Here is a 14,102-nt window from a genome sequence, read left to right as displayed (position 1 = left end):
GACAATATGGAAGGACTTATACCTGCACTTGACGCGATTGATTCCTTTATGTGGGGCCCGCCCCTTATCACCCTGCTGGTGGGTACCGGCATTTATCTGACCTTCAGGCTGAAGCTTCTTCAGGTCATGCGCCTGCCCAAGGCTCTGGGCCTCATCTTCAAGGCCAAGAACCACGGCGAGGGTGATGTGTCAAGTTTCAAGGCTCTCTGCGTGGCTCTTGCTGCTACTGTGGGTACGGGCAACATTGTCGGTGTGGCTACCGCAGTGAAAGTGGGCGGCCCCGGTGCTATCTTCTGGATGTGGATGGCGGCTTTCTTCGGCATGGCTACCAAGTATGCTGAGGGCCTCCTGGCTGTGAAGTACCGCACCACGGATGAGAAGGGCGAGATTGCAGGCGGTCCCATGTTCTATATCAGGAACGGCATGGGCGAGAAGTACAAGCCTCTGGCTACCTTCTTCGCCATTGCTACGGTGCTGGTGGCCTGGCTGGGCATCGGCACCTTCCCCCAGGTGAACGCCATCGTGGACAGTGTGGAGCTTTCCTTCGGGGTGCCCAAGCTGGCTACGGACGTTGTCCTGACTGTGCTTATCGGCGCCATCACCATCGGCGGCCTCCAGAGCATTGCGAAAGTGGCCGGCAAGGTCATTCCCTTCATGGCGGTTATGTACATTATTATAAGTCTCGGTTTGATCCTCATGAACATCGAGGCTGTGCCTGCGGCTATCGGCCTGATCCTTGAGAGTGCTTTCACCGGTTCTGCTGCTGCTGGCGGTTTTGCAGGCTCCACCATCATGATGGCCATGCAGAACGGTATTGCCCGCGGCGTGTTCTCCAACGAGTCTGGTCTGGGGTCCGCTCCCATTGCAGCTGCGGCTGCCAAGACCAAGGAACCTGCTGAGCAGGGCCTTATCTCCATGACGGGCACTTTCATCGACACCATCATCATCTGCTCCATGACGGGCCTGGCTCTCGTGCTCACGGGTGTCTGGCAGGGAGAAAATGCAGGTGCAGCCATGACCAGTGCTGCCTTTGCTTCCGCTTACGGTGATGTGGGCACCTGGCTCTTGACCATCGCTTTGGCGCTGTTCGCTTTCACTACTATCCTGGGGTGGAACTATTATGGCGAGCGTGCTGTGATTTACCTCATGGGCACCAAGGGCGTGTTGCCCTACCGCCTGATTTTCATTGCCCTCATTGCTTCCGGTGCTTTCCTGAAGCTGGAGGCCATCTGGATTCTGGCAGATATCGTCAACGGCCTCATGGCCATACCGAACCTGATTGCCCTGATCGCCCTGTCCGGGGTGGTAGTGGCTGAGACAGAGCACTATTTGGGAAAGGATGAGGAAGTCAGTGCTGAACGTGCTGTTCAGGACTGACATTAGTTGAAGCCTTACCTGTTTGCTCTGATTAAATTGCATAATTATGAAGAAGTCAGTCCTTTGAGGGCTGGCTTTTTTTGACGTTCTGTGAAGCTGTTTGAGATTTTCGCTGAAAAAAATATGAATTGGTAACGGTTACTATGACAAATGTCATACAAAATCCTTTCAGATTGTGACAGCTTTCAGCTGACTTTTTATTGATTGTAAAATATAATATGTATAGTCAGAAAATAATTAACTGCGATGAAGTTTTCGTGACTGAGTTTGGATGATTTGTGATTTTGGGGATTTATTGAAAGGGGTTTATGCAAAATGGAAATCGCATTCTGCCGTATCGATGATCGTTTGATTCACGGTCAGGTTGCTACTACCTGGAGCAAGATTACGGGCTGCAACCGCATTATGTGCTGCAGTGACGAGGTGGCCAAGGACGAGATGAGGAAGAAGCTCCTCCTGCAGGTTGTTCCTCCCGGACTCAAGGGATATGTGGTGCCTGTGGACAAGGCTGTAGAGGCTTACAAGAATCCGAAGTACGAAGCTTTCAAGACTCTCTTCCTCTTCACGAAGCCCGGCGATGTGGTTCGTGCTGTGAAGGGCGGGATTCCCTTTACCTATGTGAACCTGGGCGGCATGTGCTACAAGGAAGGCGATACCCTTATTTCCACGGCTGTGGCTGTGAATAAGGAGGATGCAGCTGCTATCCGCGAGCTGGTGCAGATGGGCATCAAGGTGGAGATCCAGAAGACTCCGGCTGATAATAAGGGCGATGCCATCGCAGCTCTGGATGCCAAGGGGCTCTAATTCGTGACTGGCCAGGGCGTAGGGATTTGCCCTGGCTGTCTAGGGACAAACGCTTTGTTAGGTTTCGGCTGTTCATTTTCTTTATAGTAAAGAAAACGAACCAAGCTGCGTGCGACACACCGTGTCGCACTACGCCCTCGCACGAAATCTAAGCGATTACAAGTCCTTCGGACTTGAAATAGCCAAGATTTCGTAGCGAAAGAAAGCGCGACCTTGCCTTTCATCCATGAAAGCCAACGGTCGCGGGACGCCCATCCATGGGCTGTAGTTTGAGGTGTTTTAGGGATTTATCTTTTATTAAATGTGGGAATTTTAAAGGGGTGCTAATTTATGACCACAATGCAATTTATCATGCTGTTTATCGTGGCTGCTGTGGCCGGCATGGGGTCTGTGCTGGATGAGTGCCAGTTCCACCGTCCGCTGGTGGCCTGCACGCTGGTTGGCCTTGTTCTCGGTGATATCACCACCGGCATTATCCTGGGCGGTACGCTGGAGATGCTGGCGCTGGGCTGGATGAACGTTGGCGCCGCCATGGCTCCTGATGCCGCTCTGGCTTCCGTGGTTTCTTCCATCCTGGTTATCGTGGGCCATCAGAGCATCGGCGCTGGTATTGCTCTCGCCGTGCCTCTCGCTGCTGCCGGTCAGGTGCTCACCATCTTCGTGCGTACCATCACCGTGTTCTTCCAGCATGCTGCGGACGGCTTTGCTGCCAAGGGCAACTGCTTCGCTATTGAGATGTGCCATGTAGGCGGCTTGCTGCTTCAGGCTCTCCGCGTGGCTCTGCCTGCCATGGCTATCGCTGCTGTGGCTGGTACCGACACTGTCAACAGCGCGCTGGCTTCCATTCCTGAAGTCATCACCCGCGGCCTCCAGGTTTCCGGCGGCTTCATCGTGGTCGTAGGTTATGCTATGGTCATCAACATGATGAACGCCAAGAGCCTCATGCCTTACTTCTTCCTGGGCTTCCTCATTGCTGTGTTCACCAACGTCAACCTCATCGGCTTCGGTGCTATCGGCCTCATCTGCGCTTTCTTCCACATCAAGAACCTGCAGCGTGAGCTGGAGAGCGCTGCTGCTGGCCCTGTGCGCAGTGGCAACCCCGTGGATGACATTGACGATTCCGATCTCATGTAAGGAGGAAAGCATAATATGGAAAAGAAGCTTACTAAGGGCGACCTTATCAATATCTTTATTCGTTCAAACTTCCTGCTGGGTTCCTTCAACTTCGAGCGTATGCAGTCCATCGGCTTCTGCGTCTCTATGATCCCGGCTCTCAAGAAGCTCTACAAGGGCGAGGAGCTGAACCAGGCTCTGAAGCGTCACCTGGAGTTCTTTAACACCCAGCCCTTCCTTGCTACTCCTATCATGGGCATTATTGCCGCTATGGAGGAGAAGCGCGCAAATGGTGCTGACATCAGCGACCAGACTATCTCCGGCGTGAAGGTCGGTCTCATTGGTCCTCTGGCCGGCGTAGGCGATCCTATTTTCTGGGGTACTCTCCGTCCGGTGCTGGCAGCTCTCGGTGCAGGCATCGCCCTCACCGGCAGCATCATCGGTCCTTTGATCTTCTTCATCGCTTTCAATGCAATCCGTCTGCTCACTCATTGGTACGGCGTTATGTACGGCTTTGACAAGGGCACGGAGCTGGTGGACGAAGTGGGCGGCAACCGCATGCGTTACCTCACTGAGGGCGCCAGCGTCCTGGGTCTCTTGGTCATGGGTGCTTTGGTGGCCAAGTGGACCACGGTCAACATGCCTCTGGTCATGTCCTCCTATGTGAACAGCCAGGGAGACCAGGTAGTGGTTACCGTCCAGAGCATTCTGGACAGCCTGATGCCTGGCATCGTGCCCCTGCTCATGACCTTCGCCTGCATGGCTCTCCTGAAGAAGGGCGTGAACCCCCTCATCATCATCATCGGTCTCTTTGCGCTGGGCATCTGTGGCTACGCCATCGGTCTCTTCGCATAAGATACAATTTTTCACAATCCATTGTTTCTCTGCTCGGCTGCCGCATCTGCGGCAGCCTTTTTTTGTTGCAAAATGTCAAACTCCCGAGCCCCCAAAAAACCGAACTCCCGAACCCCCATCCCCCGAACCCCTCGAACCCCAGGGCCCATGGATGGGCCCCGCGGACGCGGAAATCACACGATGTGATTTCAGTCCGCGTAAACATGCCACCGGCATGTTTACCTTTGGGTTCGTTTTCTTTGCGCCAAAGAAATGAACAGCCGTAACTCGTATTAGGGGGCTAGCTATCCAACCATTAAAAGCATATAATAAGAAATATTGAACTTTAACGTAAGTTTTCTGGAGGTATTTTCTTGGAAAAGCGGGAGCATGCTTTCTGGGCCCTGATGGTCCTGATGGCTTTGGCGCTGGTAGTCCTGGGCTTCATGCGCCTGGCGGGGCAGGATCTTTCTGCCCGCCAGACAGAAGGACGGCGGAAACTGGGGGCCGTCTACATGACCCTCAACAATCCCTTTTATGAAGTGGTGGACGAAGAAATCCGCACAGCGGTGGAGAACCGGGGTGATGTGCTCATCTCCCGGGATCCGGCCCTGTCCGTGGAGCGGCAGAATGAGGAGATAGAGGAGCTTATCGAAGATGGGGTGAAGCTCATCTTCATCAACCCTGTGGACTGGCAGAAGTGCGTGCCTGCCATAGAAAAGGCGCGGCGGGCAGGGGTGCAAGTGATTGTCATTGACACCAATGTGGAGGACGAGTCTCTGGTGGCCTCTACGGTGGTGTCCGACAACTACCTGGCAGGGCAACAGTGCGCCCGGCATCTGGTGGGCACTAGGCAGGGGGGCAAGGTGGCGCTCCTGACCCATGTCCAGGCCCGCTCGGCCCAGGAGCGCATACAGGGCTTTTTGGACACCCTTGCCCATTATCCGGCTTTTCAGGTAGTTGATCAGGCAGAGTGCCAGGGCCAGCTGGAAACGGCCATGCCTGCCATGGAAAAGATGATTGGACGCCACCCGGAAATAGATATCGTCATGGCCCTCAATGACCCGGCGGCCATGGGAGCTATGGCCGCCCTCAGGCAGGCGGGACGCTTGGAAGGGGTGGCTGTCTACGGGGTGGACGGGGTGACGGAGACCCGTGACCTCATTGCCCAGGGTCACATGCAGGCCACGGCAGGCCAGGACCCCCGGGGACTGGGGCGCATGGCGGTGGAGCAGGCTTACAAGGTGCTTGGCGGCGGGCAGCCGGAACCCTTGGTGAAGCTGCCTACGGTGCTGATTACCCGTGAGAATGTGAAGGCGTCCAATGGGGAAGGATGGGAATGATGGAGATAGATTTTTTCCTCTGGCGCAGCCTTTTCAAGGCCAAGAGCCTGGCAGGGCGGCTGCACCAGCTGTTGTGGCTTTACAACGGCATGGTGGTAGTGCTCTTTTCCGGCTTTTACTATGTGACCCAGCATAAGATCATCGAGGCCATGACCGCCCATTCCTTCTTGCAGGCTTTGCCGGTGCTGCCGTTGCCTGCTGATGAGGTGGTGGCCCTTTCCTGGCTGTCCTTCGGGGTGCTTTTTGTCTGTGGCAGGATCTACCACCGGCAGGATATCACCCAGAGCGGCAGGTATCTGGCCCTGTTGGCAGAGACTATTGCCTGTCTGGTGGTCATGCGCACCCTGAGCCTGTCCTATGACGGGCTGGTGCTGCTGGTGGTGGCCGACCTCATGCACCGCTATGACGGCAAGAATACAGGAGGCCTGCTGGTGGGAGCCATGCTCTTGCTGTTCTTCCTGGCTGACTACAATATGCTGGGCTTTTTGGGGGGAGTGGAGCCTTTCGATGCCTATGCCGCCTATTACAACAGTTCTGTGCGCGGTGTGCTGTCCGCCCTCAAGAGCGGCCTGTCTTCGGTGAATGTGGTGCTCTTTGCCCTCTATCTGGTGATGCTGATACAGAACAAGCATCAGGAAAAGGAGCGCATACAGTCACTCAATGAGCAGCTGGAGTCTGCCAATGAGAAGCTCAGGCTCTACGCTGCCGAGGCGGAGCGTACGGCAGAGACCCGTGAGCGCAACCGTCTGGCCCGTGAGATCCACGATACTTTGGGCCATACCCTTACAGGGCTGGCGGCGGGCATGGATGCCTGCATGGTGCTGGTGGATGTGGCTCCCCAGAAGGCCAAGGAGCAGATGGAAAAGCTCAGGGATGTGGCCAAGCACGGCCTCAAGGATGTGCGGCGCTCCGTGAAGAAACTGCGCCCGGACGATCTGGAGCGGCTGCCTCTCAGGGAGGCACTGACCCACATGGTGAAGGAATATGCTGATACCACCTCCATGGAAGTGAAGCTCTCCATCGAGGGCTGGCCCGAGGCCATGCGGCAGGATGTGGAGGAGGTCATCTACCGCATTGTGCAGGAAGGTCTTACCAATGCCAATCGTCACGGCCATGCCACTAAGGCTTCTGTCACTTTCCAAATGGAGGAAGGCAGGCTCACTATTGCCATTGTGGATAACGGACAGGGCTGCAAGGAGGCAGTGCCGGGGTTTGGCCTGCGGCACATGCAGGAACGGCTTGATCTCCTGCACGGCAGCCTGTCCTGCCAGTCGGATAAGGGCTTCAAGCTGGAGGCTGTGATACCAGTAGGCCAGGGGGCTAAGGAGGAAAGACATGATTAAGGTTATGATAGCTGACGACCAGGAGCTTATCCGGGACAGCTTGAAGATAGTTTTGGAGCAGAACGGTGATATGAAGGTGTCAGCCCTGGCTTCGGACGGCCAGGAGTGCTTGGACATGCTGGAGCAGGACAGGCCGGATGTCATTCTAATGGATGTGCGCATGCCTGAGGTGGACGGGGTGCAGGCCACCCGCATCATCAAGAAAAAGTATCCTGAAGTGCACATCATTATCCTCACCACCTTTGATGATGATGAGTATGTTTACAATGCCCTGAAGTACGGGGCCAGCGGCTATATGCTGAAAGGTGTGTCTGTGTCGGAGCTGTCCAATGCCATTCGCACCGTGGCTTCCGGGGGAGCCATGATCAATCCCGAGGTGGTCACCAAAGTGGTGAAGCTTTTCAGCCAGATGGCCCAGAAAGGCAGCAGTTCTTCCTCCACGGTGGAAACTCTGGGGGGAGTGGAGCTCCTCACACGCACGGAGAGGAATATTGCCCTGCTGGTGGGCCACGGCCTTTCCAATAAGGAAATCGCTGACAAGCTGAAGCTCTCCGAGGGCACTGTGCGCAATGGCCTTTCTTCCGTGCTCTCAAAGCTGGGGCTCCGTGATCGCACCCAGCTGGCTATCTGGGCTGTACAGACGGGGCTGGCCGCTGAAGCGGTGGAAAGATGATGGGGATGAAACGCAAACTCTCCTTTGGAGGGCATCTGCTGGTCATAATCCTGTTGGCGGCTTTTGGCCTTTGGAGCTGGCAGGCGGCCCATGCCCGCACTCACCTGCGGGTGGGGACCTTCGTAGGCAGCGCCTGGGATGTGCCCAGCAGCGACGGCTACGCTGTCATGGACACGGCCATCAAGAGCTTTGAGGAAGAGCATCCGGATGTGGATGTGACCTACGTCAGCGGCATCAAGCCGGAGGATTATGAGGAGTGGCTGGCAGAGCAGATCCTGGCCGGGACAGAGCCGGATGTGTTCCTGATGCCCGATGATGATTTCGAGGCCTATGCCTCCATGGGGGCCATCAGGAATCTTTCCGATACCATAGCCCGGGATAAGGGCTTTGACGAGGAAGGCTTTTATCCTGCGGTGCTGGAGTACGGCAGGAAGGACGGCAGTCTCTATGCCCTGCCTGTGGAGTGCGCTCCTACCCTGATGTTCGTGAACAAGACCCTGCTGGAACGGGAGGGTATCGAGATGCCCTCTGATGACTGGACCTGGCAGGACTTTTACGATATCTGCGCCAGGGTTACCAAGGATACTAACGGGGATGGGGATCTTGACCAGTTCGGCATGTATGATTATGACTGGCAGCTGGCAGTGACCACCAATGGGGGCGGCCTTTTCGACCCCTCGCGCAGGGCCTGTTTCTTTGCCTCTCCCAATATCGAGCAGTGTGTACAATTTGTCATGCGCCTGAAGAAGCTGCAGCAGGGACATGAAGTAACCAGCCGTGAGGTGGATTTGGGCAAGGTGGCTTTCCGCCCCTTCACCTTCGCTGAGTACAAGACTTACAAGCCCTACCCCTGGCGCATCAAGAAGTTCTCTGATTCTGAGTGGGACTGCGTGCGCCTGCCGGCAGGGCCCTCTGGCAAGAATGTCTCTCCTGTGAGCACCCTGCTCATTGCCATGAGTGAACGCACGGCAGAGCCGGGGCTGGCCTGGCAGCTCATGAAGAAGATTTCCATGGACCCGGAAGTGCAGCAGGCCGTACTGGAAAAATCCCAGGGCCTTCCCGTGCGCCGTGAGGTGGTGCTGAGTGCTGCCAAGGCTCAGTGGGGCTGGGGCAGCGTAGGTTCTGAGTCCGTGGATCTGGAAGCCATAAGCCGGGTCATGGACGAAGCCATCGGCCACCCCAAGTTCCGCGACCATCGGGCCGCCATCATCATGGCGGAAAATGCCATCCAGGAAATCTATGCAGGGAAACGCCCCCTGTCCATGGGGCTGCACAAACTCCAGAAGGAAGTCAACGCCTATCTGCAAAGATGAAAAGTCCAAAACCTTGCCAAGCCTGCCCGTTTTGAGGGCGGGCTTATTTATTTCCTTTATCAACAAGGAAAAATCCTTTATGGGGCGAATAATCCTAGTAAGGAGGTGTGACCCCATGAGGTACGGAAAGTTTTTGGCGGGAGTCCTTTTGGGGGCGGCCCTGCTTGTACCTGCAGCTGCAGGGCAGGCTTATGACCCCGCCGATGAAATCGTTTCTGTGGTAGAGGGTGACGAGAAGAATGAGGCGGCCCTGAAAGCCGAGCAGGAAGCGGAATCCCAGTATAACAGGTCTGCGCCTAAGGCTCGCCGCCCTTCGGACAACAGCCGGGCAGATGAGTGGTTTGAGCGTCCGGAGGAGGAAACCTCAGGGCAGGAACGTGAGGAAAAGGGCAAGCCTGCCAAGGAGCGCTACCTGAAGGTCATCCAGGATGATAGCGGTTTTACCTACTATCTTGACACCCAGACGGCCAAGTGGCGCTATCTGCCTTATTCTGCCAGTGAAAAGATCATTGATGTCTGGGTTAAGCTGGTGCAGGATGGAGCGGGAGAATTTTCCTCCGAAGAAGATTACAGCTATCCCCAGACGTATTTCCTGGAGCACTATTACATCAGGCCGGACAGGCAGCAGATACAGTTTCTCTGCGAGCTGGAGGTCACGGGCAGACCCCAGAACGCCATCAAAGAGCGCGACTACAGTCCTGCCAATTGGGAGGGGCTGGTGCCCGGCTCTGTGGAGGATGAGATCTATCGGGTGACCGTGGACTACCTTAAGCGTTCCAAGAAATTCGGCATGACCAAACATGGCAAGAATTTGACTGTCAGAGATGCGCTGGACGATTTTTTACGCATCTCCCTCTAGTGATTTACAGCCAGAGGGCACACTGTGGCAGTTATCAACAGGGAAGTGAGGGATTATCCACAGATTTTGTGGATAATCCCCGCAAGAGAATAGGTTATCCACAGATAATGGGAGTTTATCCACAAAAATTGTTGATAAACCTGTGGATAAATTAGGGAAGGGGGCCTTGGCCCCGACAAGGAGTGGGTGGTCTTGCAGGATCAGAGAAATAACAGGCGGCAAATAGATGACATCACCGGACTCTTCAATATGAATCATTTTCTGGAGGACGCTACGGTGCTTCTGCGGGGCTCAGAGGATGGGGAGTTTGCTGTCATCTACTTTGACATAGAGAATTTCAAGGCTTACAACCAGATCTATGGCTTTCACGCGGGCAATACATTCCTGAGACAGGTGGCCCATATCATGCGGGATACTTTTCCGGACGGGATACTGGCAAGGCTGCATGAAGACCACTTTGTAGCAGCCATTGTCAATGAGGATATCGTGTCCCGTGTGCTCCGGGTGCAGGAGCGGGTGCAGGCTTCTGCCCAGCAGGTTGACATCAGGATGAAGGCGGGTATTTATGTTTCTGAGGGGGATGCAGCGGATGTGACGGTGGTGCTGGACAGGGCGAAGCTGGCCTGCGAAAGCATCAAGCGGCTCTATGACCAGAGCTATTGTTACTTTGACACTTCCATGGAGTCAGGGGCAAAGCTCAGGCAGTATATCGTGAGCCGTTTCGAGTCGGCCATGGCCCGGGGGGAACTCAGGGTCTATTACCAGCCGGAGGTGCGGGTGCTCACCCGGCAGGTCTGTGGTTTTGAGGCCCTGGCCCGCTGGATTGACCCGGTGTACGGCATGATCTCACCGGGGATTTTCGTGGAGGTGCTGGAAGAAGCCCATCTTTCTGATAAGCTGGACCTCTTTATTGTAAGGCAGGTTTGTGAGGACTTTGCTGAGGTCCGGGCTCATGCCGGGGATGGCTGGAACCTGGCCCGCATATCCGTGAACCTTTCCCGGGTGGATTTCCAGCTGAAGGATATGTTCGAGGCTATCGAAAAAATCCGGGAAGAAACAGGGACCATGAGGGAGCAGCTGCACATTGAGGTGACAGAGAGCGCCATTGAGGATGAGATGCTCCAGGAAACCATCCAGCGCTTCCGCTCCGCCGGTTATGAAGTGTGGATGGACGACTTCGGCAGCAGGTATTCTTCTCTGAACAACCTCATCAAGTATGAGTTTGATGTGGTGAAGCTGGATATGCAGTTCATGCGCATGTTCAAGGATAATCCCAAGGCCAGGACCATGATCAAGGGCATTATAGGGCTGGCGAAGGATCTGGGCATCCATACTCTGGTGGAGGGGGTGGAGACAGAGGAGCAATATGCTTTCCTGCGGGACATTGGCTGTGAGATGGTGCAGGGGTATCTCTTTGGCAGGCCTGCACCCCTCAGGGATGCAGCGGCCTTCTATGCTGGGGAGCATGCTACTCTTTCCTTCGAGCCTTTTGGTGAGGCTGATTATTATCGCAACCTGGGCATGGTGAATGTGCTGAGCACATTCCCCTTCCTGCCTCCGGAGGAGAGGCGGGATCATATCAGTGATGTGCCCCTGGCCATCATGGAAGTAAGGAATGGAGAGATTTCCTTCCTCTATAGCAACGGGGCGTTCCGGAGCCTCTTGCACAGCCTGGGGGTGCCGGGAATGCAGGAGCTTCTGTATTCCCTTTCCCATTTGGATGAACAGGCAGCTCAGGTTTTCTGGCACCTGATCAATGAGGCGGTGAAGACGGGAGAAGAACAGCAGATAGAGCAATCCGTGGGAGGTCATATCTTCACCCTGCGCCTCAAGTGTGTGTCCTGCAATATGGAGAAAAAACTGTCTGCCATAGCGCTCATTGCAGACAATCTGACTCCCTTGGGGCCGGTGACAGCGCTTCCATTGCCATAAGCTTATGGTGAGGCCTTTCTGTCAGGAGAGGCCTTTTCTCTTGCCCTGATAATTGCAGATTTAATGTTTTTCCAATGGAAAAATCATGCCCATAGGGGTATAATGTTTACCTATAGTGATGAAATTGGGAGGTAAGGGATTGAGAAAGAAGATTTGCGGACTGGCAGCAGCGTGCCTGCTTGGCCTCAGCCCTTTGGCTGCAGCTGAGGATATGCGCTTTGTGGATGCTGAGGGCTTCACGGGCTACTATGTGGATGTGAGCAGCCTTGCCTTTGGCACGGGGGAGATTCCCCAGGATACGGCCCCCGAAGATATAGTCGAGGCGCAGGTGGCGGTGGTGAAGGCAGACAGGAACAGGCTCTACCTCTACCAGATACGCTTCAATCGCAGACAGGAGACCTACGAGATTTACAGCTCTGAGGTGCAGGCCTATGATACCAAAGAGGTGCTGGAGAAAAGCAATCTGGGGCGTCTGCCCCGTCACTATGGGTTCTCCTCCCCCATGAATGGCATCGTGAATTTCATCTATGAGTGGAAAGCAGAACAGGAGCGGGCCAATCGGAAATCTTATTAAGGGGGGATCCCTATGGATGATAATGACAGGCTGAAGCAGCGGACGGCGTATCTATCGATTATTTCCAATAGCGCCCTGGTATTGATGAAGCTTTTGGTCGGCCTTTATATCGGTGCGGTCAGCCTTATCTCTGAAGCCCTGCACTCCGGGGTAGATTTGCTGGCAGCCCTCATTGCCTGGCTGGCGGTGAGGAAGTCGGTGGAGCCGCCTGATACGGAGCATGACTATGGACACGGGAAGTTTGAGAACCTGTCTGCAGCAGTGGAGGCCCTGCTGATTGTGGCTGCGGCAGCCGCCATCGTCCACGAGGCAGTGCTGGGGCTGCTGGAGGGGGGCGGTGTGCCTGAGAATCTGGGCTACGGCGTAGTCATCATGCTGATTTCCATCATTGTCAACCTGCTGGTGTCCCGGCGGCTGCTTACTGTAGCTAAAATCACCCATTCCCAGGCGCTGGAAGCGGATGGGCTTCATCTGCGGGCCGATATCTGGACCTCTGTAGGCGTGCTCATTGGCCTCTTTGCCATGGAGGTCACGGGCTGGGCTCCCATGGATGCCATCATCGCCATCTTCGTGGCGGGCATCATCTTCCGGGAAGGCTGGCACATGATAAGGGCTTCTGCCCTGGAACTTACGGATGCCAGCCTGCCGGAGGAGGATGAGGAAAAGATAGGGCGCATCCTGAAGAGCGCCCCTGAGGTGAAGGGTTTCCACTGCCTGCGCACCCGTCGTTCCGGCTCTTATCGGCTGCTGGATGTGCATCTGCTCTTTGACGGCAATATGCACCTGGCTCATGTCCACGCTGTCTGTGATGAGTTGGAAGGACGCATCAGAAAGGCTTTTGGCGGCTTCGACATCGTAATCCATCCGGAGCCTGCAGGGCTCCATGAACCGGAAAACAAGGTGAGCCGGTATGAGGAGTCGAAGCAGAACAACTCTTCCAGTCCTTGCAATACATAAGATTATTATAGACGAGGTATCATTAAAAGGGGAAAGCCCTGAGAAATGGAGGAATTACCATGGGAAAGAAGATTATCAGCCTGCTCTTGACGGCAGCCCTGCTCATTACGACTATGGGCATGGCGGCAGCTGCTGTGCCTGAGACAGTACAGGGTAAGCTGGCCCTCATGGAGGAGGACACCTACGGCAGTGAGCAGACAGGAGCCGTCATGGACAGGCTCAACAAGCTGGAAAAGGATTACGATGGCAGCCATCGCTCTGGCAGCCTGATGGCCAGGGTGGATGCTCTCTACAGGGAACTCTACACCAATGGCTCCGGCCCTTCCCTGATGGCCAGGCTCAATGCCATCGAGTGGAATATTGACCACAAAGTGAGCATGAAGCCTGTGGAGACCCGCTTGGCTGATATGGAGCTTGGTCTTTTGGGCAAGACCGGGGAAGGCACCTTCAAGGCCCGTGCTGAGCAGTTGGGCAAGGCTTCCTTCGGGGCAGAAACTTTGCCTATGGAGAAAGTGCAGGTGCCTGCCAGCACCCTCATCAAGGTGGCGCTGGTGGACAGGGTGAATGCCAAGAATCTGAAAGCTGGCGATATTATCCACTATCAGGTGGCTGAAGATGTAGTGGTGGACGGCAGCCTGATCTTTGCCAAGGGCGAGCCTGGGGAAGGCGTCGTGGAGAAGGTGCGCCAGGCCAAGAACTTCGGCCGCAGCGCCGAGGTGCAGATTGACTTCAACAAGACCAAGTCCATCGATGGCACGGAAGTTGACACCTATGTGGGTGAAGAGTCCAAGAAGGAAATGAAGCATCTGGCTATGGCCGCAGGTGCCAGCGTGGCAGGCATGCTGCTTCTGGGCCCCATCGGCGTCATTGGCGGTGCCTTTGTCAAGGGCAAGAACATAGACCTGCCGGAGGGCACGGAACTATACATCCAGACCGAAAATGAGGAAAGCCTCTACGGTGTGGCCACGGTGGCAGAATAA

Annotated in this window: 13 protein-coding genes; all 13 read left to right on the top strand. The window is 55.3% G+C overall.

Annotated features, from left to right (window positions below; translation table 11 throughout):
- Positions 1 to 6 precede the first annotated feature (6 nt).
- Positions 7 to 1,377: a sodium:alanine symporter family protein gene (locus P159_RS0117800; RefSeq protein ID WP_029546269.1), complete on the top strand. Its 1,371-nt coding sequence runs from the start codon at positions 7 to 9 to the stop codon at positions 1,375 to 1,377.
- A 315-nt stretch (positions 1,378 to 1,692) separates the two neighbouring features.
- Positions 1,693 to 2,181, top strand: a complete 489-nt coding sequence (locus P159_RS0117795) for a PTS sugar transporter subunit IIB (protein WP_029546267.1) — start codon at positions 1,693 to 1,695, stop codon at positions 2,179 to 2,181.
- A 330-nt stretch (positions 2,182 to 2,511) separates the two neighbouring features.
- Complete coding sequence (locus P159_RS0117790; protein WP_029546266.1) at positions 2,512 to 3,315, top strand: PTS mannose/fructose/sorbose transporter subunit IIC; 804 nt, start codon at positions 2,512 to 2,514, stop codon at positions 3,313 to 3,315.
- Positions 3,316 to 3,330: 15 nt separating this feature from the next.
- Positions 3,331 to 4,149, top strand: coding sequence for a PTS mannose transporter subunit IID (gene manZ, locus P159_RS0117785; protein WP_029546264.1), 819 nt, complete (start codon positions 3,331 to 3,333; stop codon positions 4,147 to 4,149).
- Between the two features lie 353 nt (positions 4,150 to 4,502).
- Positions 4,503 to 5,471: a sugar ABC transporter substrate-binding protein gene (locus P159_RS0117775; protein ID WP_029546262.1), complete on the top strand. Its 969-nt coding sequence runs from the start codon at positions 4,503 to 4,505 to the stop codon at positions 5,469 to 5,471.
- The gene (locus P159_RS0117770; protein ID WP_318253626.1) at positions 5,468 to 6,814 is read left to right on the top strand and encodes a sensor histidine kinase; all 1,347 of its coding nucleotides are present in this window, start codon (positions 5,468 to 5,470) and stop codon (positions 6,812 to 6,814) included. Before P159_RS0117775 ends, P159_RS0117770 begins: the two co-directional genes overlap by 4 nt.
- Positions 6,807 to 7,487 carry a response regulator transcription factor gene (locus tag P159_RS0117765; protein ID WP_029546259.1) on the top strand — a complete coding sequence of 227 codons (681 nt, stop codon included), beginning with the start codon at positions 6,807 to 6,809 and terminating at the stop codon, positions 7,485 to 7,487. The genes P159_RS0117770 and P159_RS0117765 overlap by 8 nt, the downstream gene beginning before the upstream one ends.
- A complete protein-coding gene (locus P159_RS0117760) occupies positions 7,484 to 8,800 on the top strand; it encodes an extracellular solute-binding protein (protein ID WP_318253625.1) in 1,317 nt (438 codons plus the stop codon). Before P159_RS0117765 ends, P159_RS0117760 begins: the two co-directional genes overlap by 4 nt.
- A gap of 115 nt (positions 8,801 to 8,915) precedes the next feature.
- Positions 8,916 to 9,659: a hypothetical protein gene (locus P159_RS0117755; RefSeq protein WP_051650452.1), complete on the top strand. Its 744-nt coding sequence runs from the start codon at positions 8,916 to 8,918 to the stop codon at positions 9,657 to 9,659.
- A gap of 192 nt (positions 9,660 to 9,851) precedes the next feature.
- The gene (locus tag P159_RS0117750; RefSeq protein WP_051650451.1) at positions 9,852 to 11,591 is read left to right on the top strand and encodes a bifunctional diguanylate cyclase/phosphodiesterase; all 1,740 of its coding nucleotides are present in this window, start codon (positions 9,852 to 9,854) and stop codon (positions 11,589 to 11,591) included.
- A gap of 139 nt (positions 11,592 to 11,730) precedes the next feature.
- Positions 11,731 to 12,165, top strand: a complete 435-nt coding sequence (locus P159_RS0117745; protein WP_051650450.1) for a hypothetical protein — start codon at positions 11,731 to 11,733, stop codon at positions 12,163 to 12,165.
- Between the two features lie 12 nt (positions 12,166 to 12,177).
- Complete coding sequence (locus P159_RS0117740) at positions 12,178 to 13,122, top strand: cation diffusion facilitator family transporter (RefSeq protein WP_029546251.1); 945 nt, start codon at positions 12,178 to 12,180, stop codon at positions 13,120 to 13,122.
- 59 nt (positions 13,123 to 13,181) lie between these two features.
- Positions 13,182 to 14,102 (top strand): hypothetical protein, encoded by a 921-nt coding sequence (locus P159_RS0117735; RefSeq protein ID WP_029546249.1) that lies wholly within the window; start codon positions 13,182 to 13,184, stop codon positions 14,100 to 14,102.

Origin of the sequence: Selenomonas sp. AB3002, assembly GCF_000702545.1 — a bacterium.
GTDB classification, from domain to species: domain Bacteria; phylum Bacillota; class Negativicutes; order Selenomonadales; family Selenomonadaceae; genus Selenomonas_B; species Selenomonas_B ruminantium_A.
This window is presented reverse-complemented; position numbering and strand designations above follow the sequence as displayed.

What these genes read in the sequence shown, in the direction of transcription:
- P159_RS0117800 (WP_029546269.1), top strand. Translation starts at nt 7, where the DNA reads ATGGAAGGACTTATACCTGCACTTGACGCGATTGATTCCTTTATGTGG.
- P159_RS0117795 (WP_029546267.1), top strand. Translation starts at nt 1,693, where the DNA reads ATGGAAATCGCATTCTGCCGTATCGATGATCGTTTGATTCACGGTCAG.
- P159_RS0117790 (WP_029546266.1), top strand. Translation starts at nt 2,512, where the DNA reads ATGACCACAATGCAATTTATCATGCTGTTTATCGTGGCTGCTGTGGCC.
- manZ (WP_029546264.1), top strand. Translation starts at nt 3,331, where the DNA reads ATGGAAAAGAAGCTTACTAAGGGCGACCTTATCAATATCTTTATTCGT.
- P159_RS0117770 (WP_318253626.1), top strand. Translation starts at nt 5,468, where the DNA reads ATGATGGAGATAGATTTTTTCCTCTGGCGCAGCCTTTTCAAGGCCAAG.
- P159_RS0117765 (WP_029546259.1), top strand. Translation starts at nt 6,807, where the DNA reads ATGATTAAGGTTATGATAGCTGACGACCAGGAGCTTATCCGGGACAGC.
- P159_RS0117760 (WP_318253625.1), top strand. Translation starts at nt 7,484, where the DNA reads ATGATGGGGATGAAACGCAAACTCTCCTTTGGAGGGCATCTGCTGGTC.
- P159_RS0117755 (WP_051650452.1), top strand. Translation starts at nt 8,916, where the DNA reads ATGAGGTACGGAAAGTTTTTGGCGGGAGTCCTTTTGGGGGCGGCCCTG.
- P159_RS0117740 (WP_029546251.1), top strand. Translation starts at nt 12,178, where the DNA reads ATGGATGATAATGACAGGCTGAAGCAGCGGACGGCGTATCTATCGATT.
- P159_RS0117735 (WP_029546249.1), top strand. Translation starts at nt 13,182, where the DNA reads ATGGGAAAGAAGATTATCAGCCTGCTCTTGACGGCAGCCCTGCTCATT.